This window comes from Leptospira sp. WS58.C1, assembly GCF_040833995.1.
Lineage (GTDB): Bacteria > Spirochaetota > Leptospiria > Leptospirales > Leptospiraceae > Leptospira_B > Leptospira_B cinconiae.
In genome coordinates this window covers 373407-397338 of sequence record NZ_CP162137.1, presented here as the reverse complement: position 1 = coordinate 397338, position 23932 = coordinate 373407, and the positions used below count along the sequence as shown (strand labels likewise).

General features: G+C 41.3%; 9 protein-coding genes. All 9 read left to right on the top strand.

All coding sequences use genetic code 11. The annotated features are described in order from the left end of the window. The first annotated feature begins 99 nt into the window (after nucleotides 1-99). The 9 genes from AB3N61_RS01840 to AB3N61_RS01800 all read left to right on the top strand — a co-directional run bounded on the left by AB3N61_RS01840 (nucleotide 100) and on the right by AB3N61_RS01800 (nucleotide 23919). Complete coding sequence (locus tag AB3N61_RS01840; protein ID WP_020769489.1) at nucleotides 100-948, top strand: patatin-like phospholipase family protein; 849 nt, start codon at nucleotides 100-102, stop codon at nucleotides 946-948. 539 nt (nucleotides 949-1487) lie between these two features. Beyond that, a complete protein-coding gene (locus AB3N61_RS01835) occupies nucleotides 1488-2651 on the top strand; it encodes an acyl-CoA dehydrogenase family protein (RefSeq protein ID WP_020769779.1) in 1164 nt (387 codons plus the stop codon). 86 nt (nucleotides 2652-2737) lie between these two features. Then, on the top strand, nucleotides 2738-4162 hold the full coding sequence (gene trpE / locus AB3N61_RS01830) for an anthranilate synthase component I (protein WP_036089660.1): 1425 nt from the start codon (nucleotides 2738-2740) through the stop codon (nucleotides 4160-4162). Then, nucleotides 4159-4737, top strand: a complete 579-nt coding sequence (locus AB3N61_RS01825; protein ID WP_367898338.1) for an anthranilate synthase component II — start codon at nucleotides 4159-4161, stop codon at nucleotides 4735-4737. The genes trpE and AB3N61_RS01825 overlap by 4 nt, the downstream gene beginning before the upstream one ends. A gap of 5 nt (nucleotides 4738-4742) precedes the next feature. Further along, nucleotides 4743-6650 carry an ABC transporter ATP-binding protein gene (locus tag AB3N61_RS01820; RefSeq protein WP_367898337.1) on the top strand — a complete coding sequence of 636 codons (1908 nt, stop codon included), beginning with the start codon at nucleotides 4743-4745 and terminating at the stop codon, nucleotides 6648-6650. Then, nucleotides 6647-7063: a response regulator gene (locus AB3N61_RS01815; RefSeq protein ID WP_020769706.1), complete on the top strand. Its 417-nt coding sequence runs from the start codon at nucleotides 6647-6649 to the stop codon at nucleotides 7061-7063. The genes AB3N61_RS01820 and AB3N61_RS01815 overlap by 4 nt, the downstream gene beginning before the upstream one ends. Nucleotides 7064-7662: 599 nt before the next feature. Continuing rightward, nucleotides 7663-17565 carry a fatty acid synthase subunit beta domain-containing protein gene (locus AB3N61_RS01810; protein ID WP_367898336.1) on the top strand — a complete coding sequence of 3301 codons (9903 nt, stop codon included), beginning with the start codon at nucleotides 7663-7665 and terminating at the stop codon, nucleotides 17563-17565. Then, a complete protein-coding gene (locus tag AB3N61_RS01805) occupies nucleotides 17562-18008 on the top strand; it encodes a holo-ACP synthase (RefSeq protein WP_367898335.1) in 447 nt (148 codons plus the stop codon). Before AB3N61_RS01810 ends, AB3N61_RS01805 begins: the two co-directional genes overlap by 4 nt. Nucleotides 18009-18018: 10 nt before the next feature. After that, nucleotides 18019-23919 (top strand): carboxyl transferase domain-containing protein, encoded by a 5901-nt coding sequence (locus AB3N61_RS01800; RefSeq protein ID WP_367898334.1) that lies wholly within the window; start codon nucleotides 18019-18021, stop codon nucleotides 23917-23919. The last annotated feature ends 13 nt before the right edge of the window (nucleotides 23920-23932 follow it).

The window sequence follows — 23932 nt, the reverse complement described above, 5'->3', positions numbered from 1 at the left end:
GAACTGTTTCAAGATGATTCTTATGAAATCGAAAAACGAAATCCTAAAAGTTTAGGTAAAATTCTGGACAAAGGTCCCCTCTAAATTAAGAAATTCGTAATGGCTTCCAAAAAATCGCCGAACCTTATTTTTAAAAAATCCTATGACGCACTGGTTTTGAATTCAGCGTTTTTCGGTTTTTACGCTCATTCAGGTTTTTCCCTCGGGCTAAAAGAAATCGGTTTTAAACCGGCTGCAATCACCGGTTCGAGCTCCGGAGCGTTGATCGGTTCCTTGGTCGCCTCAGGACTTCCTCCGGAAGAGATCACAAGATTCATTCTTACATTAAAAAAAAGCGATTTTTGGGACGGGAATATTTTCAGTCAATTCTTGAAACCGATCAGAAAAGGACTTAAAAATTATTCGGGCATTCTTTCGGGAAAAAAGATCAGGACATTATTGGAACCTTACTTAGGAGGTAAGGATATTTCGGAGATGCCCATTAAAATGGGGATCGCAGTTTCTAATCTTACGAAAGGGATCAGAGAATTAAAGACCGAAGGAAATATCATCGATATGATCATGGCCTCCATGACATTCCCTCTTCTTTTTGAAATTCCTAATCTACAAGGAGAAGAATTTCTAGACGGCGGTGTTGCAGACGCCGAACCGATTAAAGAATTCATTCTGGACCCGAGTATCAAAAGGATCGTAGTCCATGATATAGAGAACCGTAAACCTGTTTCGGATAAAGTGCTGATGAGAGCATTCGATTCTTGCGTGAGTGTGATCGCAAGCGAGACCAGAGATCTGAAAGAATTACTAGCCAAGAAATACGGTAAAAAAATAATTAGAGTAGTGACCAATACTCCCTATCTTCATCCGAAAAAAATGGAAAACGGTAGATTGGCGTTAGAACTTGGAAGAAGGTCCGCTCATTTTATGAAGTCCCAGATTTTGGGGACTTAAAAGGTTATAGCAGAAAAAATCCGCAGTTATTCGCAGAGTCCGGTTTAAAAGTGTAGAAGGTCCCTGTAGGAAAATATAGACCACTCGCGATAAAAATTCGAAAGTTTATATAAAATTTTACTAATTTAATATTCTTCTTTTTAGCGGACCATATTTAAAGAGAAGAATTTCGAATCTCTTATACGGAACAAAATCAGTGAACCCATTCGGGTTGTAGAGGAAGGTTTTTTTATTCTGTTATTCTAATTGGAAAGATAATTCCAATAAGAAGTCCGGAAGTCGATGCCGTCCTTTCGGCATTTATGCGATTTTACGATTTTTCTCACTTCTTCTAATCGAATCGTACGTTCTTGACTTGGTACCCTTCCGCTTAGAACCTGTTCCTTAGGGTTTTTTGTCGGGGATATTTTTATCCGGACCGGCTTACCGGACGGCTGTCCTATTATATCCTTTCGAAGATCTTTCGTCTTTTGAAAAGAAACACGATTCATACATCGTGCCCCCCGAAGAAACCCTCACTCCAATTAAGGTTAGTTATAATGGATTTCGCCCTTTCAGACGATCAAAAAGCGCTTAGAGGTCTTGCCAGAGATTTTGCAAAAAATGAGATCCGCCCAAAAGCGGAACATCACGATAAAACGGGAGAATACCCTCTTCAGATCTTGAAAAAGGCCTGGGAAATCGGCCTAATGAATATCCATATTCCGGAAAAATATAACGGAGCCGGAATGCCGGAATTGGATGATGTTATCATTGCAGAAGAATTATTTTGGGGTTGCTCCGCAATGGCGACTGCTATCCTTGCGAATAACCTTGCTCTCGCTCCCGTGCTCATCGGTGCAAGCGACGAGGTTTTGAAAAAATGGGTCCAACCAATGACCGAACAATTCCAACTCTGCGCGTATGCGGTGACCGAACCGGGAGCAGGTTCCGATGTTGCAGGTATCCGCACTACCGCAAGAAAAGTGGGAGACGAATACATCATTAATGGTTCCAAGATGTGGATCACAAACGCAGGTTATGCGGATTGGTTCTTCGTTCTTACTAAGACCGATCCTGCCGCAGGTCATAAAGGTATCACTGGATTTATAGTTAGTTCCAAAACCCCCGGTGTAGTAGTGGGTAAAAAAGAATTGAATATGGGACAAAGATGTTCCGACACCAGAGGGATCACTTTTGAAGAAGTGAAAGTACACAAAAGCCAAATGATCGGTAAAGAAGGTGACGGATTTAAGATCGCGATGGGAGCATTCGACCACACTCGCCCGGGTGTTGCGACGGGAGCAGTCGGCGTTGCAAGAGCTGCCATGGAACATGCATTAGAATATGCTAAAACTAGGACTGCATTCGGGAAACCTATTATAGAAAACCAAGCTATCTCGTTTATGATCGCAGAGATGGCGAGAGATATAGAAGCAGGAAGACTTCTTTGTCACCAAGCGGCCTGGTTGATAGATAACGGTTTCAGAAATACATACCAAGCTTCTATCGCGAAAGCGTTCTGCGCGGATGCATGTATGAGAATTACCACCGACGCAGTACAAGTATTAGGCGGTTACGGTTTTAACTCCGAATATCCGGTGGAAAAACTGATGAGAGACGCGAAAATTTTCCAAATTTACGAAGGTACTTCTCAAATCCAAAGATTGATCATCTCTCGTTACCTGACTGAAGGTAAAGGGATAGAAGGACCGAACCTCTGAAGGAATTTTCCTTAACATACGAAGAATTCCTGGAAAAAACAAAGTCCGGGAATTTGATCCCGGTTTTCAAACAGGTCTTCTTGGATTTGGAAACCCCGGTGTCTCTTTTTGCAAAATGGGGAGGCACCGAGGCCAAACATTCTTTTCTTCTAGAATCGGTAGAAGGTGGAGAGAATGTAGGTAGAAATTCCTTCTTAGGAAAAGATCCCTATCGACTACTGTACGGTAAGAACGGTCTATTCTACGTTTCCAAAAGAAAAGAACCGGAAACCGAGATCATCACTTACGATCCTTTATTCCTTTTGGAATATTCCATGGGAGACGATATTTACGTTCCGGATCATAGGCTTCCTTCTTTCCAAGGTGGAGCAGTAGGATTCCTTTCCTTTGCAGCTGTACGTTATTATGAAAATATCCCGGATACTAAACCGGAAGACGAACCTTCTCCCGATGTTTACTTCGCTTTATACGACGAGATACTGGTTGTAGATCATGTGGATCGCCTTTTAAGGATCGTAGTAAACGCACGTCTTTCAGAATACGAAGATCCCAAAGCTTGTTACGAAGCTACATTAGAAAGAATTGATGCAATCGAAAAAGAGATCCGAGAGGGAGAACTCCCAGGTTGGGTCAAGCATCCATTGGAATCCAAGGAGAAGTTGGAATACACTCCCAATATTCCGGACGAGGATTATAAAAAAGCGGTCCAAAAAGCGAAGGAATATATTTACGCGGGAGATATCTTCCAAGTCGTTCCTTCTAGAAAGTTGGAATTCCGACCGGGAGTTCCTCCTTTCCAAGTATATCGCGGATTAAGAACCGTTAATCCGAGTCCTTATATGTATTTCCTCAAATTGGACGATATTTCCTTAGTCGGATCTTCTCCTGAGATCATGGTAAAATGTAAGGATAGAAAAACGTACCTCCGACCGATCGCAGGTACAAGACCGAGAGGAGCCAATCCGGAAGCGGATAAACTTCTAGAAGAAAATCTTTTAGCGGATCCCAAAGAGATCGCAGAACATATCATGCTCGTTGATCTAGGAAGGAACGACCTAGGCAGGGTTTGTGAAGCGGGAAGTGTTCGAGTTGAAGACTTCAAAATTATAGAAAAATATTCCCACGTAATGCATATTGTGAGCCAGTGCTCGGGTATTTTGGAAGAAGGAAAATCCGTTTACGATCTTCTTAGAGCCACTCTTCCTGCTGGAACGGTTTCAGGAGCACCTAAGATTAGAGCTATGGAGATCATAGACGAATTAGAAAGAACCAGAAGAGGGATTTATTCCGGAGCCTTAGGTTATATTTCCTACCAAGGAGATACTGATATGGCGATAGTGATCCGCACGATCTCTTTTTACGGCGAAAAGGCATTCGTCCAAGCGGGGGGCGGAGTGGTGTATGATTCATCTCCTGAAGGCGAATTAGAAGAGACCAAAAATAAAATGGCCGCTTTACTTAGAGCTGTGGACTTTGCAAGAAACGGATTGAAAGGAGAATGGAATAGATGATCCTTCTCGTAGACAATTACGATTCTTTTACATATAATCTGTATCAGTATTTTTCGCAGATCGGCAACAAGGTAGAAGTTTTTCGCAACGATAAGATAGATCTAAACGAGATCAAAAGATTAGATCCGAAAGGGATCGTATTAAGTCCCGGCCCTGGACGTCCTGAAGACTCGAGAGTATGTATAGACATTTTAAAAGAACTGGCTGGACAACTTCCGATCTTAGGCGTATGTTTAGGTCACCAAGCTATAGGACTCGTCCATGGCGGAAAGATCGTAAACGCTCCGACTATCATGCACGGAAAAGTAAGTCTGATTGAACATGATGGTAAGGATATTTATAAATCATTACCATCTCCTTTTTTAGCCACCAGATATCATTCTCTTGTGATCCAACCGGAAAGCCTTCCCGACGTATTGGAAGTCTCCTCCAAAACGGAAGACGGGATTATTATGGGAGTGCGTCATAAGACAAAACCTCATTTATACGGAGTGCAATTCCATCCGGAGTCTATCATGACCCAAAACGGATTGGAGCTGGTGAGAAATTTTTCTCGAATCGTGTCAGAAGCATAAATCAAATGAAAATTTTTTTCCGCTTAATGAGTTATTCAGTACGTTATAAGTACAGATTTTCATTAGGTATTGCATTCGCCCTTTTGACTGCGATCTTAAATGCAGTCTCTTTAACCTCGATCATTCCTCTTTTCGATACTATGGCAGCGGATCCGAATACTCGCTTCCAATTCGAATTCACGGAAGCTGAACAGGAAATCATCGCAAAAGAAGAATCCAACTTAGAGATCCGTTTAAATCCTGTAGAAAGAGCCAAAAAAGTATTGATAGACGTTAAAAGATGGTCTAACGGACGCACCAAATACATGGAACCTAAGGAAGTGGTTTGGGCGGTTTGTCTTTTAATACTTCCTTTGTACGGGCTCAAGCTGCTCGCGTATCTTGCTTCGGTGTATTGTCTTGCAACTGCCGGCTATTGGGCCGTTAGGGATATCCGACAGGAATTGTTCGAGAAAAACCAAATGCTCCCTCTCACCTTTTTCTTTAAGGAAAAAACGGGACTTTTGATGAGTAGGATTATCAACGATGTAGAAGTGGTAGCCGCCGTGATCTCTTCCAATTTCAGAGATGCTACGATCAACTTTTTCTACGTAATTACTCACCTTCTAGTATTACTTTATTTGAATACGGAACTTCTTCTTATCGCATGCGGGATCGTACCTTTGATCATCCTCCCGGTAACCTTATTTACTAAAAAGATCACAAGATCAACGGAACGATTTCAAGAAAAGATGGCGGATCTGAACGCGAATCTACAAGAGATGATTTCCGGAATCAAAGTGATTCGTGTTTTTAACACGGAAAATTACGAGAAGGAAAAATTCCGAAAGATCAATCAGAACGTTTATCGTAGGAATTTTAAAGGGCAGTATTATCTTCAGATCGCTCCGAGCTTAGTCGAGTTGACTTCCTCATTAGTGGCTCTCGGTTTTTTTGCATTAGGTGCAAAGTATATTCTCGCAGGGAACGTAGGTACCCCATTCACTGTGGGGCAGTTCATGGTATTTCTTCTGACGCTACTTTTCCTTCTTCGTCCTTTAACACAATTATCGCAGATGGTGGGAAAAATTTCGCAAGCAATCATCGCGGGCAAAAGGATATTCGAGATCATCGATCTGGAAACGGAAGATCATAGCGAAGAAGAAAAAGTAAAAGTAGAAAGAGTTACCAACTCGATCCAGTTTAAAGGTATCAACTTCGCTTATCCTGGAACGAATGCGGAAGTATTGAAAGATATTAACTTAAATGTGAAAGTGGGCGAAACGATCGCAATTGTAGGTGCAAGCGGTTGTGGAAAATCCACATTAATGGACTTAATTCCTAGATTCTTTGATCCGAGTGTAGGGTCGATCGAGTTCGATGGACAAAATATTAAGGATCTTTCTCTTGCCGATCTACGCAATAAGATCGGGATCGTGACCCAAGACATTTTTCTATTCCACGGAAAAGTGGCGGATAATATCGCGTATGGAAAACCGGGAGCGAGCAGGAAAGATGTAATCCGAGCTGCGAGGCTTGCTCACGCCCATGACTTTATCAAACAAATGGATAATGGATACGATAGTATCCTGGGAGTGAGAGGTTTAAATCTTTCAGGCGGTCAGAGACAAAGGCTTGTGATAGCAAGAGCCCTATTAAGAGATCCCGAGATCATGATCTTGGATGAGGCCACTTCCGCATTAGACGCAGAGTCCGAAAGATTAGTAAGCGATGCATTCCGTAGATTATTCGCAAACCGTACTACTTTCGTGATCGCTCATCGACTTTCTACAATCAAGGACATCCCTCGTATACTTGTTATGGACAACGGAAGAATTGTAGAGGAAGGAAATCATAATTCTCTAATGGAGAAAAACGGTCTTTATCGTAAACTTACAGACAATCAATACGCCGGAGTGGGGATGCTACCTTGAAACCATTAGTTCTCGTAGTGGACGACAATGATCGTTATGCGAATAATCTCAAAACCTACCTCCAAGCAAACGGATGCGACGTACTTCGAGCTATAGATGCTTCGCAAGGTTGGGATCTTTATCTCGCAAATAAACATAAACTCAAAGCTGTCATCACCGACATCACAATGGAAACCCAGACCTCCGGTCTTTGGATGATCCGCAGGATCTACCAAGATGGATTCGAAGGAATTAAAGTGATCGCCACGACCGGATTCGACGTATCCGGAGTAATGGCGATAAGTAAATATTTCCTTCCTTGGTTTGCAGGAGTGGAATATATGGTGCCAAAAGTCCCGTTAAAAAAAGGAGAAGTCATACTCCTACCCACAAGCGGAGTATTCTCGGATTTTTTAAGCAAACTGAAATCCTAAACCCAAAGATTATATATTCAATTTTTATTATATTCCAGGACAGAAACGACTCAGGCTTTCCGGTCCGGAATATATAGACCCGACCGGAAGATTCCGGATCCCATAACCTCCCCCGTAAAAACACATTGATCCCATTCTTAAATCCGGACCCGACTGCTCCGGTTTCCAACGGGTATTTTTTCCAAACCTGACCCGAAACCGAGGTTTCTCATCAATCGATACAGGAAGGAACCGCAATAAGATCCGCACCTCATAATGCTTTATATTTTATTAATATTATGTAAGCATACGTTCATTTTAATGAAATATATTTACTACAAAACGTAAGCCTTTGAACAATAAACAAACGCCATTAGCGAACGATTGTTAACTAACTTATTTAACTAACGAACGTTCATCAGCATAATATTTATGCATTCATATTATAAATTAGGAAATTACTTATGTATAGCATTTGTTACATCCATCCAAACAGGTGTTCATAATTTCGATTTCTATTTTATTAAGCATAAAAAAATTTTTTCTTGAAATCAAAACGTAACCTCTTCCAGTTCAAATGAAATCTTAACAAATGAAAAATAAAATGGAAGGGTCAATATATGAAAACGAATTATTCAAGCGGAGCTTTATCTTCCGAACAAGCACCATCCATCTTTAAAAATCTTTCCGCTCAATCCGTTAAAACCTTTATAACCTTTAGCGGACAAGGAGCTGATCCGCTTCCTGAATTACGATCTTTCTATGAAGAAGGCCATACACATTCGGAATTTTGGCAAACTGTCTTCTCTTCCATCGAGGAAGAATGTAAAGCAATCCATAAAGACAGGCTGATCGGATCATTACCTTTGGGCTTCCATTTAAAGGACTGGCTCGATCAACCTGATTTAACTCCGGATCATTCTATCTTAAAGAATTGTTCCTATAGTATTCCGCTTATCTTTTTAGCTCAGGCTTCGGCCTTATACAGAGTCCTACAAGACGTATCGAACTGGGAGGCTTTGTTTAACGAAACTTCTGGAATATTCGGTCATTCTCAGGGTGTATATGCCGGTTTCTTATTATCTTCTTCACCTGATAAAGCCACGTTCTTGAAAAATTTATCAATGATACTTAGGAACCTGATCAGTCTAGGCATACGGACCCAAGAAGAATTTCCGATTTTAGAATTGGATGTTTTTGCAAAAAAACTTCTAAAGCAGGATGAGATTGCTTCTCCTATGGCGGTTTTAAGATCGGAAAATGATTTCTTACTGGGAGAAGTATTAGAAAAATTTAATTCAACCAGAAGTTCCGAAGATACAGTATATTTAGGGTTAAAGAACGGACCAAAAGCAAGAGTTGTTTGCGGGTCTCCCGAATCTTTATTAGAGTTCAGAAACTATCTCGCAAATAACAGTTTCCCTAATCCGGAGTCCTGGGCATTTCTAAAAATTTCCGCTCCATTTCATAGCCCTTTATTACGAAGAGTCCCTATTCTTCTGGAAGAGGACGTAAAAAGAATAGGATTCAATCCTAAACAATCCGATCTAAAAATTCCTTTATATGATACAAGAGATGGAAGAGATCTCAGAACGGAATCGGACATTGCTCTTGCATTATCCAGAATGGCGGTAGCGGAAACCTTAGATTGGGAAACCTGTTTAGGAAGTTTAGAAAAAGAAGAAGGTAAAATTTTACTCATCTCTTTCGGTCCGGGGGTAGATGCGGAGAAATTATGCTCTCCCAGTCTGAAAGGCAAATCCTATCTCATTCGAAACTTAAGCAAATCCGATTCGTATAGATCTTTCACCAAAGAAACTAATTTGGAATTTCCTAAATCATGGAAAGAATTCCAGCCTGAGACCGTAGAACTACCGAACGGAAAAGTATTCTTAAAAAACAACTATTCCGTATGGACAGGAAGAGCTCCGGTCTTTGGAGGAGGTATGACTCCTTCTACCGTTGAACCGGGAATTGTGATCGCTGCCGCAAATGATGGATACTTGGTCGAATGGGCCGGTGGTGGACAAGTAACGGAGGAACTATTTCGAAAAAGAATGGAAGTATTTCGAAAAGAATTACCTCCGGGAGTCGGTATAGTTGTTAATCTTCTATACTTAGATGCTTATTTATGGAATCTACAAGTTCCTCTGGTGAAAAAACTCAAGAGTGAAGGAGCTCCAATCGAAGGAGTCACCATCTCGGCAGGAATTCCTGATACGGATGAAGCAATACGAATATTAAAGGATTTTGAATCTCATGGAATCTGGTTGAATTCTTTCAAACCTGGAACCCAAAAACAGATCCGGCAAGTTCTCTCCATAGCAAAACAAATGCCGGATTCAAAAATCCTAATGCAAATCGAAGGTGGAGCCGCTGGAGGCCATCACAGTTGGGAAGATCTAGAAGAATTGGTCCGATCTACTTATAGCGAGATCAGAGATTGTAAAAATATTATTTTAGCTGTCGGTGGAGGAATTGCCGAACCGCAAGACTCCAAGTCTTGGCTATTCGGAACATGGGCAGGTAAAAATCCAATGCCGGTAGACGCAGTTTTCCTCGGCACCAGACTCATGGCTTCCAAGGAATGTGCCACATCGGAAAAAATTAAACAAGCTCTCGTAGAGATCTCAGGATCTGAAAATTGGAAGACCACACAAGATGGTAAGAATGCAGGCGGGGTCATCTCAGGAAGATCGGGCTTAGGTGCCGATATTTATTACGCGGAAAATACTTGGACCAAACTTTCCTCTCTTGCGGAAGAACTCACAAAGGGAAAAGAAACAGAGGAGGCTAAAAAAGCCACCCTGTCCAAAAAGAGAGAATTAATCTCCCTTATCAATTCCACCGCAAAACCGTACTTCGGCGATCTGGAAGAGATGAGTTATACTCAAATCCTTTCTAGATATTTGGAACTTACTTGCCCTGGGAAAAGATTGATCTCTCCGGAAGGGGATTGGCCGGATCATCCGTTCATAGATAAAAGTTTCAGAAATAGATTCATAGAATTAGTAGAAAGATTCGAGGCCCGTATCTCCGAACCGACGGATCAAAATTCTATACTGGAAAAAGTAAACTCCGACTTTGATCCGAATGGTTTTGTTCACGAATGGAAGACAAGATACCCAAGTGCTGATACAATTCTTATATTACCGGAAGATATTATTTTCTTCTTTGATGTTTGTAAAAGACCCGGCAAGCCTGTAAACTTCATCCCCGTTATCGACGAGGACTTAGTAAAATGGGTTCGCTCGGACTCCCTCTGGTATTCTCATTGTGTGGATATGGAACCGGATTCTTGTGCTTGGATCCCTGGACCAAGAGCGATCAAAGGAATTCACAAACCAAACGAGCCGGTCTCTTCTATCTTCCGAAATTTTTTACAAGCAAGTTTAGAAAATTCCAAAGCTAAGAAGATCCCATGGGAGGATCTATTTGATTCAGATTCCCAAAGAAAAAATGTCCTGAATTTAATCTCAGAAGAACAAATCAGTAACAATTCCATCTCTATATTCGATAATCTTGATGTAACTCCGAATGAATGGATCGTTCATTTAGCAGCATTAGGAAAAGGTTTCCTGACTGCAGTTTTACGATCTTCCAAAATCGGACAAAATTCATCCGATCTAAAACTATTCTTCGAACCGAGAGTCGGAAGAAAGTTCGTCTGGGAGACAAGCGATTCAAAAGAATTATTACTGATCCAAGTTTTGGAAGAAAACAAACTAAAAGTAGAATTAAAACTTTCTGAAAAAGATTCTGCGGAGTTGAAGCTATTCTTTTATGATCCAAAAGACGGGGCTGCGATCCCTTTTCAAAGAAAATTCAGTGCAGGAAAAACTTTAGGGGCATTCATAGAGGAAGACCTTACGGTTAGAGAAAAATCGGGTCTGGATCTTTATCTGAAAACATGGGGATTAGATCAAAGGATCGATCTTAATTCTTCCAAAAATATTTCACAAGAATTAGAATCCGAGATCGTAATCGATAAGGAATCTATTTTAAATTTCCGAAAAGCGATCGGAGAATTAAGGAGAACGGATCTTAAATCCGATCCGAATCCTCCTCTTGGAATGAGTACCGCTTTTGCTTGGAAAGTATTACTCGCTCCATTGTTTACATTAGAAAATAAGAATTTATTTAGACTTTTACACTTCTCCCAAAATTTCCAATGGGAAAAAGAAGCCGCCGAATTGATTCCCGGAGATAAGCTAAAGTCCAAAGCAAGACTTGCGAAAGTCCGTAAACTTGGTTCCGGACAGGAGATCCAGATCCTGGGAGAAATTTCAAAAGAAGGAAAGAAGATATGCTCTTTCCAAACCGGGTTTTTGATAAGAGACGTCCATTCTAAATTCGAAGAATTCGATTGTTTACCTTTTGAAAAAAGTATTCTGATCCGATCCGAAGCGGAATCTAATCTTCTAAATTCGATTCCTTGGATCCATAAAAAGGAAGGTCAAAATATAAGTTCAGTCGGGTCTAAACTAAAATTCACATCCGGAAATCGTTTAGTTCGATATTTGGGAGCAAATCAAGAACTTCATAAAGTAGAAGGTAAGATTGAAAAGGTTTCAGGCTCTCATTTCGAAGAATGGGGAGAATTCAAATTAGAAGAAAAAGTCCAAATCGGAATCCCAACATCCTTGGATCGATTCTTCACCAACCTTTCGGAAGGTGATCCTGAAGTTCCACTTGCAAAACCTTATAAGATCATATCCGAAACTTTTTACGCTCCTTCGGATATGAGCGAATATTCGGCTGCTTCCGGAGATACAAATCCGATCCATACGGATATCGATTTCGCAAAATATGCCGGTTGGAAAGACAGGATCGTTCACGGTTTATGGACTTCCGCCAGAGTAATTAAGAAAATCGTAATTGATCTTTGTGAAGGAGATCCTTCCAGATTGTCCGCCTTCGATGAAACTTTCGAGGCCCCCGTATATTTAAGCGAAGAATTACTTTTGGAAGCAATCCATGTTTCTCAAAAGAAAGGATCTCAAATTCTTTCCGTCAGTTTAGTCAACAGAGACGGAGAGAAAAAGTTAAGCGCGAAAGCAATCGTTTCTCCTAAAAAAACAGGCTACGTATTTACAGGACAAGGTTCCCAATCCCAAGGAATGGGAATGAAACTCAGAGATGAATTCCCGGAGGCAAGAAACGTTTGGCAAAGAGCTGAAAATACTACAAGGGACGAATTAGGCTTCTCTCTTTTAAAGATAGTACAAGATAATCCGACTTCATTGAAAGTTGGAAAAAAAGTTTGGAATCATCCTAAGGGTGTTCTTCATCTCACACAATTTACACAAGTCGCTTTGGTCACTAAGTCTATGGCGGATTGGGAGATCTTGAAGGAGAGAGGATTTTTAGATCAAGAGGCTCCGTTTGCAGGACATTCTCTAGGAGAATTTTCCGCTCTATCGGCGAGAGGATTTTTAGGATTAGAGAATGTGATCCGGATCGTGTATGGAAGAGGACTTACCATGCAAAGCCTTGTTCCAAGAGATAAGGAAGGAAGAAGTCCATTCGGAATGAGCGTAGTATTAGGAAATCGGCATGTTGGCTTGGATGAAGAAACCATTCTTAAGGTTGTCGCTCAAATTAAAGAAGAGACCGGACTTCCATTAGAAGTAGTTAATTTAAACATAAGAGACAAACAATATTCCGTAACCGGAGATCTCAAAGCGCTAGCCGAAATGGAAAATCGTTTTAAAGAGATCGTGAGAGGTAAAAAGACTACGATCCGCTTGGAAGGAATAGATGTACCGTTTCATTCAAGGGTTTTAGTAAACGGGGTTGCAGAATTCAGAAAAACTCTGGAAGCGAACGTTCCCCAAATTTCCGGTTTCGAAGAATTAGACGGCAAGTATATCCCGAATCTGGTTGCAAAACCATTCTCCATTGATCAAGAATTCATAAAGTATGTTTGGGAAGTCTCCGGAAGTCCTATCTTAGAAAAGATCCTAAAAGAAGGCAAAAATCTTTCCGAAAAAGAACTCCGAAGAATATTATTGATCGAATTACTAGCTTATCAATTTGCGATGCCGGTACAATGGATCAAGACCCAGGATCAATTCTTCCAAGATCTGAAAGTCCGAAGGTTGATCGATCTTGGAGCTAGGGGTGATCTTGCAGGAATGGCAAGGCAAACTCTGAGGGAATTTCCGGATCCTTCTTCATTCGAAATCCTGCATATAGAAGAGAATCGAAATCTGGTCTTTTCGGAACTAGAAGATTGTGAGACCGCAGAGTTTTCCAAACTAGGAGAAATTGCGGAACCGATAACATCGGAAGTCCCAATCGTACAAGCTGAAAGTAGGATAGAGCCTGTACAAGTTCAGGATACGATCCAAGAACCCCAACCTTTCGGCGGAGAAGAAGTGTCCGTAAATCTAACTAAGAAGGACGCATTATTCGTATTACTTGCTTTAAAAGCAGGAATTCGACCCGAAGAAATTTCGGAAGAGGAAAATATAGACACCCTATTCGGAGGAAATTCTTCCAAACGAAATCAGGTAATGGCGGATCTTGGAGCGGAATTCAAAACGACAAATTTGGACGGCGCTCATGAGAAATCCTTAAAAGATCTTATAAAATCTTTAGAGGAACAATCTGCGTATTCACAACCGGGGCCTTATCTTCGAACTTCATTCGAAGAAACTTTGAAGAAATTTTTTCCGCCTGATTTCGGGAGAACAGAGATCTTTAAACATCTAAAAGAAGAAAGGGGTTTAAGTTCTTCGGGAATTTTTACGGTCAGTATTTTTCTTCCTCTATATGTAAGAGAAGGAGAGTCGTTGCGAAAAGGAGCATTGAGCCCTATTGCATTAAACTCTCGGATCGGAAATGCCAAAGAGGCGTCCAAATGGTTGGACAAAGCAGTGGATCTGTTTGCTCAATCCAAAGGAATCCGGATCGGAAAACTTTCTGCGAATAATTCAGGATCGGCCGGGGGAGCAAAAGTAGATGCTGCCGCATTGGAAGAGCTGGAAAGAAAATATTTCGGAGCGGAAGGAGTTTTCGGAAAGGCGATCAAAAATTTCCAATCTAGACTTTTAGGAGAAGATCCATACGCTGAATTTCTAATAAAAGATATTTTTGCCCTGCAAGAAGCAAGGCAAAAGATCCAGACAGAACCTTCTCCTTTATTCGAAGAAAAGAAAATTGTTCGTTTTTCCAATTCGGAACAATGGGCGAAGAAAAAACTTTTACAAGGCCTAACCAAGATCAGAACGGGAGAATCGGATCATTTCGGTCCTGAAGCAGAAAAGTATTTTGCAAATCATGCAAGCCCTCTGTTGTCCCAGGTTTTACAATACTGGGATCAAATTTTGGAAAAGGACGAGATCCGATTTCCGCAAGAAAAGAAAAGTATTGGATCTAAAAGAGAATATTTAAGATCACTCTCTTCTAAATGGGACCCGAATCGGAAGCCGATCTCTCAAGCAGAGAACTCCGTCTTACGTCCTAAGTTAGAAATCTCCGAAGACGGTAATTTAAACTTTAAAGAAGTAGAATATTCTACCAATTTAAAGGAATACTTCCATGGCAAAATTTCCATATTAACAAGTAAGGACCAAGGAGGAAGTTGGACCGAGAACGATAAAGCGACGGAATCTATTCTAAACTCTATTTTGAGTTCATCCAAAGAAGGGATCACTTTTTCGGGTCTGAAAGTTTTAGTCACAGGAGGAGGTCCAAACTCCATCGCGTTAGAGACCGTCTTCGTACTGCTTGCCGGTGGAGCGGATATTATCCTAACAACGACTTCCTATTCTTCCGAAAAAGTTAAGTTTTATAAAAGGATATTCCAAAAGTACGGAGCAAAGGGCGCATCTCTCTCCTTAGTACCTTTCTCTCAAGGATCGTTCGAAGATATTCGTCTATTATCCGAATGGTTGGTCCAAAAAGACTGGGAGCCTGATGTCCTAATTCCATTCGGTGCAGTCGGAGAAGAAAATACAGGATCACAATTGGATGATTCTTCTTTAACATCATTAAGAGTGATGCTGCTCGGCGTGGAAAAACTGATTGGCACGCTAGGAAGATTGAAGAATACTCCTACGGAAACTTCTCCACTTCACGTTATCTTACCTCTCTCACCGAATCATGGTATCTTTGGAAGAGATGGAATGTATGCCGAAACCAAATTGGGTCTTGAAACTTTGTTCCGAAAAAAATTCTCGGAAGAAGACGATTGGGGAAAACATACAAGGATCCACGGTTGTGTGATCGGTTGGGTAAGAGGGACCGGTCTCATGGAAGCGAACGATCTTGTGGCCCAAACTTTGGAAGAAAGATCGGGTGTGCTTACATTCTCTCGAAGAGAAATGGGACTTCTCTTAGCAAATTTGATCAACACTTGCGTATACCATTCTCCCGAACAAATCACTAAGGCAAATTTTACGGGCGGCTTGGATTCCCAAAGCGAGCTTGGAAAGACCTTAGGCAAGATCCGTGCTGACATTCTTTCGGAAGCCAAGATCAAAAAGGAAACATTCTCTCTTAAAAGCAAAATCCTATTAGAAAAACAGGAAACTCATACAAGAGAGTTCTTGCCTAAAGAAGTGTATAAATATCCTTCCATTCCGAACCAAGCAAGGTTAAATGAGATCGGGTATTTACAAGAATTAGATCTTTCTAAAACGATTTGTGTTGTCGGTTTTGCGGAATTAGGACCTGCCGGTAGTTCCATGACCAGATGGGAATTGGAAAAATCCGGAACACTTTCCTTGGAGGCCGCTCTCGAACTGGCTTGGATGATGGGTTTTATCAAATACCAAGCCGCCGATAAAGGAAGAAGTTGGACTGACTCCGAAACAGGAGAAGCGGTCGCAGAATGGGAAATCAAATCCAAATACGAAGAAAAGATCTTAGCCCATACGGGCATTCGGATCATCGATCAGGAATGTGTCGGATTCGATCCATCTACGTTATTCTCCTTTGTAGACGTGGTTTTAGAAGAGGACTTCTTTATACCTGTTTCGAATTCCAAAGAAGCGGAAGAATTCAAAAATGCAGAACCGGAAGCTACGGAAGTCTATCATGATCCTGAAAAAGACAAATGGTTCGTGAGAAGGAAAAAAGGAAGTACAATCAAGGCCAGAAAAGCTTCCGACTTCAATAGAAAAGTTGCAGGGCAGATCCCGAAAGGTTGGGATCCGGCAAGATACGGACTAACCAAAGATCTAACCGCTCAAGTGGATCCGATCACAGTATATAATCTTTATTGCACATGCGAAGCGTTCTTACGTTCCGGAATGGAACCGATGGAATTGTATCGATTCATTCATCCTGGACTCGTCGGCTCAACGGTCGGTTCCGGTATGGGAGGAATGGGTAAACTCAAAAGAATGTTCCATGACTTCTTACTCGGAAACCAAAGGCAACATGACGCGCTACAAGAATCATTGATAAACGTTACGACCGCTTGGGCACTCACCTCTTATGTAGGAGGTTATGGTCCCGTCCAAACTCCTGTTGCAGCCTGCGCTACGGCGGGGATTTCTTTAGAAATGGCTGCAAGTTTGATCAAAGAAGGAAAAGCAGGCTTTATGTTAGCCGGTGCCTTCGATGATTTCGCGATGGAAAGTCTGGTCGGATTCGGGGATATGCAAGCGACTGCAAGCAGTGTAGAAATGTTGGAACAAGGAATCGACCCGAAAGGAATGTGTCGTCCGAACGATATCCGAAGAGGCGGATTCGTAGAGGCCCAAGGAGGAGGAGTCGTTTTACTCGCAAGAGCGGACTTAGCCCTCGAAGCAGGACTTCCTGTCTACGGGATTTTAGCTTATGCAGGTTCTAAGACGGATGGGATCCAAGCCTCTATTCCTGCTCCGGGATTAGGACTTTTATCTTTAGGAGCTGAATCCGAAAAAGAAAAATCTCCTTTAAGAAACGCGTTATCCACCTTCGGACTCACCGGGGACGACATAGGCGTCGCCTATAAGCACGATACTTCTACAAAAGCGAACGATAAGAATGAAAACAAACTTTTGTATAATTTACTATCCAAGTTAGGAAGAACACCAGGAAACCTATTACCGGTAGTCTCTCAAAAATCGCTTACAGGACATTCCAAAGGAGGGGCCGCCGCTTGGCAGACAATCGGAATATTACAAACTCTAGAAAACGGTATCGTAACCGGAAACCGAAATCTAGAAGAAGTGGATCCGGACATGAACGATTATCCGTTCGTAACTTTTACGGACGAAAGTATTCCATTCGGTAAACATAATATTAGGGCCGGAATATTGACTACCTTAGGTTTCGGACATGTCGGAGCGCTTTGTCTCTTCGTTCATTCCGATTATTTTTTAGCAGCACTCACTCCTGAACAAAGAGAAACCTATCTAGAGTTGAGAAAAAAAAGAGAGATCCGATATCGGAACAGATATCACGAGATCAGAATGGGAATAGGAAAACCTTTGTATGAAAGACATACCAAGTCTTACTTCCAGGAAGATGAAATCGGTCTACTTCTGAACGCGGAATACAGATCCAAATCGGGAGAGAAAAAATGAAACTAAGATCGCAACCTCTTGCCAGTTTTGAATCGATTACGAGTCCTTATGCTTCCGTAGGAGTGGATCTTACTTTTATTCCTGAATTCAAGGAAAGTTTGCAAGATAAGGCTACCTTCTTCTTTAAGATCACTTTTACGGATTGGGAAAGAAAGAAGGGAGAAACAAAACCTGAAAACCAAAGGGCCGGCTTTTTTGCGGGAAGATATGCCGCTAAAGAAGCGTTGATCAAAGCTTTGGACGGATATCGTTTATTCCAAAAACCCGATCTGAATGTGAACTATTCGGAAATAGAAATACGGAATGATGATTATGGCCGTCCCTATTTTCGTTTTTACGGAAACTTTGAAACATATTTGAATAATATAAAGCCGAATTCGATCCGGCTAAGCATCAGCCATACGGGGGATTATGCATTTTCCGAAGTCCTCCTGATCTTTTAGGAGAAAGCGAATGATACCCACAAGAAAGCCAGAACCAGAATCATTTACCCAAGGAATATTAAGTATTCCTGAAATAGATTCCGTCATAAAAGAATTGAAAATCCTAAACCCAGGACGTTCAGAAAAAAAAGAAATTTACCCGGAAAGAAAAGGTGTACTAAAAAAAGTGCTGATCGCAAACAGAGGAGAGATCGCCAAAAGATTTTTTTTAGCGCTGAGAGAAGAAAGTATCCGATCGGTTGCAGTTGTAACCGATCCGGATAGGGAACAATCCTGGTATGAATCCGCAGACGAGATCGTCTACATTGGAAGTTCCGATAAATATACGAACTCTCAGACAATTATAGCCGCAGCTTTACTTTCGGATGCAAACGCAGTTTATCCGGGATACGGATTTTTGTCCGAAGACTTTAGGTTCGTTGAATCTCTAGAGGAAGTCTCCCTCATATATAAAAGAAACATAATATTTATGGGGCCCAAGGCTTCCGTGATGCGAAAAGTTGGAAATAAGCTAGATGCCAGAAAACTGGCTTTAGAGAACGGAATCCCCCTTTTATTGGGGAGCGGGCCTATCACAGGCGGAGAAGAGATCGCAATTCAAGAAGCGGAACGGATCGGCTATCCGATCATGATCAAACTAGACAGCGGCGGTGGCGGGAAAGGAATGGTCATCGTACGAAACTCAAAGGAGTTAATTCCAGCAATCGAGAGTGCGGTTCGGATCGGAGTCCAGTCCTATGGGAACGGTACCTTCTTTTTTGAAAAATATGTGGAGAGGCCCGCTCACTTTGAAGTACAAATTTTCAATTCCACGGCTGTGGGTATCCGGAAATGCGCAGTACAAAGAAGGAACCAAAAAGTCGTGGAGGAAAGTGGAGAAACCTTTTTAGACGATAGGACCTTATTACAATTATTATCATCCGCGGAAAAGATCGCTCATATTTCGGGCTACTCGGAAGGATGCGCCGCGGGAACTGTTGAATTCTTACTGGATTGCGAAACAGGCAATTTCGGATTTTTAGAAATGAACACTAGATTGCAGGTGGAATATCCCGTGACCGACCAATCTCTAGGGATCGATCTGGCCAAATGGCAAATTTTATTTTTTGATGGTAGAGAACAAGAGATCCCTTACGACTCAGTTATCCGTAGGAGATTCTCGGACAGAAATCATTCCATCCAATGCAGGATCTATGCGGAAGATCCTTTTCAAAATTACTCTCCTTCTCCCGGAAAAATAAAAGATCTAGAACTTCCTACATTCAACGGAGTACGTTGTGATTTCGGATTCAAAAAAGGCGATAGAGTCTTAGGTGACTATGATCCAATGATAGGAAAATTGATCACTACGGGAACTACAAGGGAAGAAGCTCTACTCAGAATGGAAAGAGCACTTTCAGATCTGTACATCCGCGGAATTACCACAAACATTGAACAGCTAATCAAACTAGTAAGGCATGATCTTTTTCGTTCGGGAGAATATGATAATTTAATTTTATCTAATAATGAGGAACTTACGAAAGCGGAGAATGAATCGGAAGAAGAAGGGGCAGTCATCTGCTCGCTTGCAGAATCGGTTTTTATGACCGAAAACGATCTGAAAAGGTCTTTCAGAGATCGGGATCTTCCTAAATTACTTCATTCCCAAGAATCGGAGTATTCTCTTTTTGAATTCGAATTGAGATCGGAAACGAAAGCATATAAAACCCGCTTATTCCGAACTTCCATTTCTAGCTATAGAATTCTGCTAAACGGGAAAGATTTCGGATCCATCGGGGTTTCCGTTCAAGGAGAATTTGGAGAAGAATTTTTAGTGGAATTTGCCGGCAGAACGATTCCTGTCCGCGTAGATCGTAGGCCTTCTTTTCACTTGGTGAGATTCCCGGATAGCCAAGGAAAACTTAGATATCTCCGATTCTCTATTTTATCCAAAGACAAAAAGAATAATACCTCCAACGAAGGAGTTTTACGTTCTCCCTTCCAAGGAACATTCGTAAAGATATGCGATAATCCGCAAACGAACAATACATGGAATGAAGGGGAAACTATCCAAGAAGGAGATCCGATCTTAGTAATTTCCGCAATGAAGATGGAAACAGTCCTAACCGCACCAGTCGGCGGAAAACTAGGATATTTATTAGAGCACGGAGATAGGAATAAATTGGTTCGCGGAATGACCGCTTCCGGGATGATCTTAGGCAAAGGTTTAAGTGAAGGGGAAATACTTGCAAAAATTGAAACAGAACAAAGATCCGAACCCAAAAAAGAATTAGATAATTATAATAGTACTGAAGGATCTATCTGGGAGATCTGGCCTTCCTTAGATCCGGATACGGAAGGAAAAATTCCATCGATCCAAAAAAAATCAGGCCCCGATCTAAGAACCTTATTGAGGTCTTGGATCTTAGGAACTTTTAGGGAACAAGACGCCGTAGAAAAGATAGATTTTATACTCTCTAATCTCGAATTTTCCAAACTATCCGATCCAGAGAGCCGCCAATGGGGAAATTTCTATTTAGAACTTTTAAAATTCCATGTATTAGTACGAAGAATATTCTCATCGGATCCGGGAACAAAATTTTCCCATTATGGAGAGGTTCAAAGAGCTCTATCGGAATGGGATACGGAAGGATACAATCCACCTAAGACCACAAAAAAACTCTTATCCAATGCATTTCACTATTACGGTATCAAACCTTGGAATCCTCTTCGAAGGACCAAAAGCCAAAAGGATGCATTCATTTTTTTAGTAAAAGCATACGCGAACCTTAGAGAAGGAAAGGAACTTGTAGCAAAACTTTTGGAAATACTTTCCATTTATGCTCCGCCTACTCCCTCCATAGACCTAGCTTTGAACGGCATCTTATATTTGGAAGAAAGAGAAAAAGAAAGTTCCCTCGAAAAAACAGTCAGAAGAATATTAAACTCGAGAGGAAATCGTCCGCAAAAATTCAAAGGAGGAGATGCGACTATATCTAGAAAACACGTCTTCGATTACGTACGGTTTCTTAAAGCGCCTTGGTCTTCCGTTTCGGAAGAAGGATCCGAGATCTTAGAGGAAAAATTCAATAGGTCTTTTTCCGAAAACTTACCGTTGGTCCCGGAAAACTTCGATGAATCCCTTACTTATCAGATCCGGAAAAAACTGGAATATTGGCAAACCCAAGGGAATCTTAAAAGAATATTCTCCCCAAGCACCGGACATTTCTTATATTTCTTAGAAACGGAAAGAGAAAAACAATATATACTCTTCTCGACATTAAACGCTAAAGCGGAAAAGAAAATCTCCAGGTTCGATCTGGAAACTACCGCGAAAGTGGGAGCATGCATCTTACAAGGCTCTCAAATATTCAAAAATGTTGATATTTTCAGGTTAGAAGTCCTTGTTTCCGGATTTATGATCAAATTCGACCCGGGATCCAACGAAGAAGACGTATTCAATTATAATAATATAATGGAATCTGCCGGCTCCGTTCTACGGTTCTTCTTACATGGGTTGTATAGCCAGTTCACGATGGTTTTCCTTCCGGAAAATGCCGAAAAAACGGTAACACTTTCCTTCTTCTTTAAAGATGGAAAACTTAGGATGGATATAGCCCATTCAAACGATCCTAGATTTCCGTATTGCACGGGAACCGATCCGAAAGACCTAAACGTTTTCCAAAAAGGAAAATGGCCTCTGGAATGTTGGGTTTCCGAGATATTCGACATGGATTCCGTACAAGAGATTACGATCCCGGGAACCGACGGGCTTCTCAGAAAAAATCCTAAAACAGGCAAAGAAGAGATCTATGTTCCGGGAGCGAAAATTTTCGAAGGAAAGATCGGCGGAAAACCTGCATTATGTTTTTTTAAAGATTCCAGAGTAGCGGGCGGAGCCACAGGAGATTTAGAAGGAAGAAAATATATTGCAGCCGCCTACTACGCTTATCGAAAAGATCTTCCTTTATATATCTGGAACGACGGGGCCGGTGCTAACATCAAAGAAGGAATGGTATCATTGAACCGAGCTGCAGAAGGGTTTTTTATGAATTCACTTTTAAGTGCCGGTTTGAAAGCCTCCGATTTCAGGGCTGCAATCGAATCGCATTCGGATCCTATTTTAAAAGAAATATGCTCCGAAACCGAAAAAAAATACGGACCAGAATTCAGAAAATACAACTCTGAAGAAAGACCTAAGTTTTGTTTTACGGTCGCAGTCGGAACGGGATCTTCTACTGGATTGGACGTTTACGGCTCTTCTCAAGCCTCTTTACAAGTCCTTTTAAATGAAGAAGAATCTTATCGAGTTCTAACAGGATCTTCAGTGATCGAATCCGTAACCGGAGAGAAATTCACCAATTACGAGATAGGCGGTGCTAAAATTATGGGCCAAGCTACAGGCACTGTGGATTTTGTAGCAAACGATAAGATCCAGTTTATATGGATTATCAGAAGGATACAAGATTCTTTGTTGGGATGTAAACTTCTTCCAAAAGAAAAAAGCCAAAGAGCTATATCGGAAAATTGGAATGTTCTAGACGAGAACGAACTGACTCATTATTCTGAAAGCGGATTTTTCCTTCCAATCAAAGAAAACTATTCCGGCTCAGGATCTTTAGTTTCCGGGCTCATTCGATTGGGAGAAGCTCCCGTACTCTCCATGGGCCCAAGGACCGATGATGGATTTCACTCCCTTCCATGTATTATCAAAGCGAAAGAGTCCGTTCGGATCGCGGAAAAAACGGGAGCAAGTTTACTTTTAGTCTATGGAAGCAAATGGTTCAGAAGTTCCCATTTGGATGACTATGATTCCTTAAGACCAAGAAGAGATTTTCAAAAATCATTACAAAATTTTAAAGGAGCCTGTTTACATTTTGTAAAAAATCCGGAGGGACTTAGAGTTTCCGAACTTACCTCGAATGCGGACGTATGGCTACTTTTAGAACCGAGCGCAAAAAGTAAATCTTCTGCTCATAAGGAATTCTCGAATAAAAAAAGATGGGCTACCTTCACCGCAAAAGACGAACCGGAGGCTTATGAGATTATCAGAAAATTTTTCCATTTATTAAATCACAGAAAGATCGAAAACTTTCTGCCAAGCGAAAGTGAGATCAAACTTCCAAGCGAGATCACTGTTTCCTACGATATGAAAGAAGAGATCGTCCAAAAAATTTTGGATAAGAACACTTTCCTAGAATTCGGAGAATGGGACCCCGGCTCCAGTTTGATCACAGGGTTAGGACGGATACAAGGTAGAACGGTAGCGATCATTGCCGACCAACCGAAAGGAGGAGGGTCTCCGGACGCTCCAGGGACGGAAAAATTCAGAGTTTTCACCGAGTTTGCAAACAAACATTCCATTCCTTTATTAATGATTTCTGATGCTCCGGGTTTTGTCCCAGGCACCAAACAAGAAAGAGCAAGAATACAGCAAATCGGTGGAGAATCTTTGGATGTAAACATTCTTTCAGAGATCCCCGTGGTTTCGATCGTATTAAGACAAAATTACGGAGGAAGGCAAATACATGCTTTTAGCGGATTCTTAAGACCGGGAATTGCGTACTATTCTTTAGCTGAGGCAACACTTGCAGTTATGGGGGGAAATTCCGCATTCGATCTATTCCAAGGTGCAAAAGTTGCCGCACTCAGAAAAGAAGGAAATATTCAGGAAATCGAATCTATCCAAAAAGAATTTTTCGGATCTTTTACAAAAAAATCCAGAGCTGATTTTGACGCAAAAAATACCGGAGTTTTAGACGGAACCTTCGGATCTGTCTCGGAATTAAGAGAAGTTTTAAAAACAGGTTTGGAAGAAGCGGATCATAAACTTTCTCTTTGGAGAAAAAATAAGAATAAATACTCCGAGGGCGAAGTATATCTTTGTCCTTCCAGTTCAGAAGAAGAATGGAAGGATTTGATCCTTCCATAATTTGAACGATCCG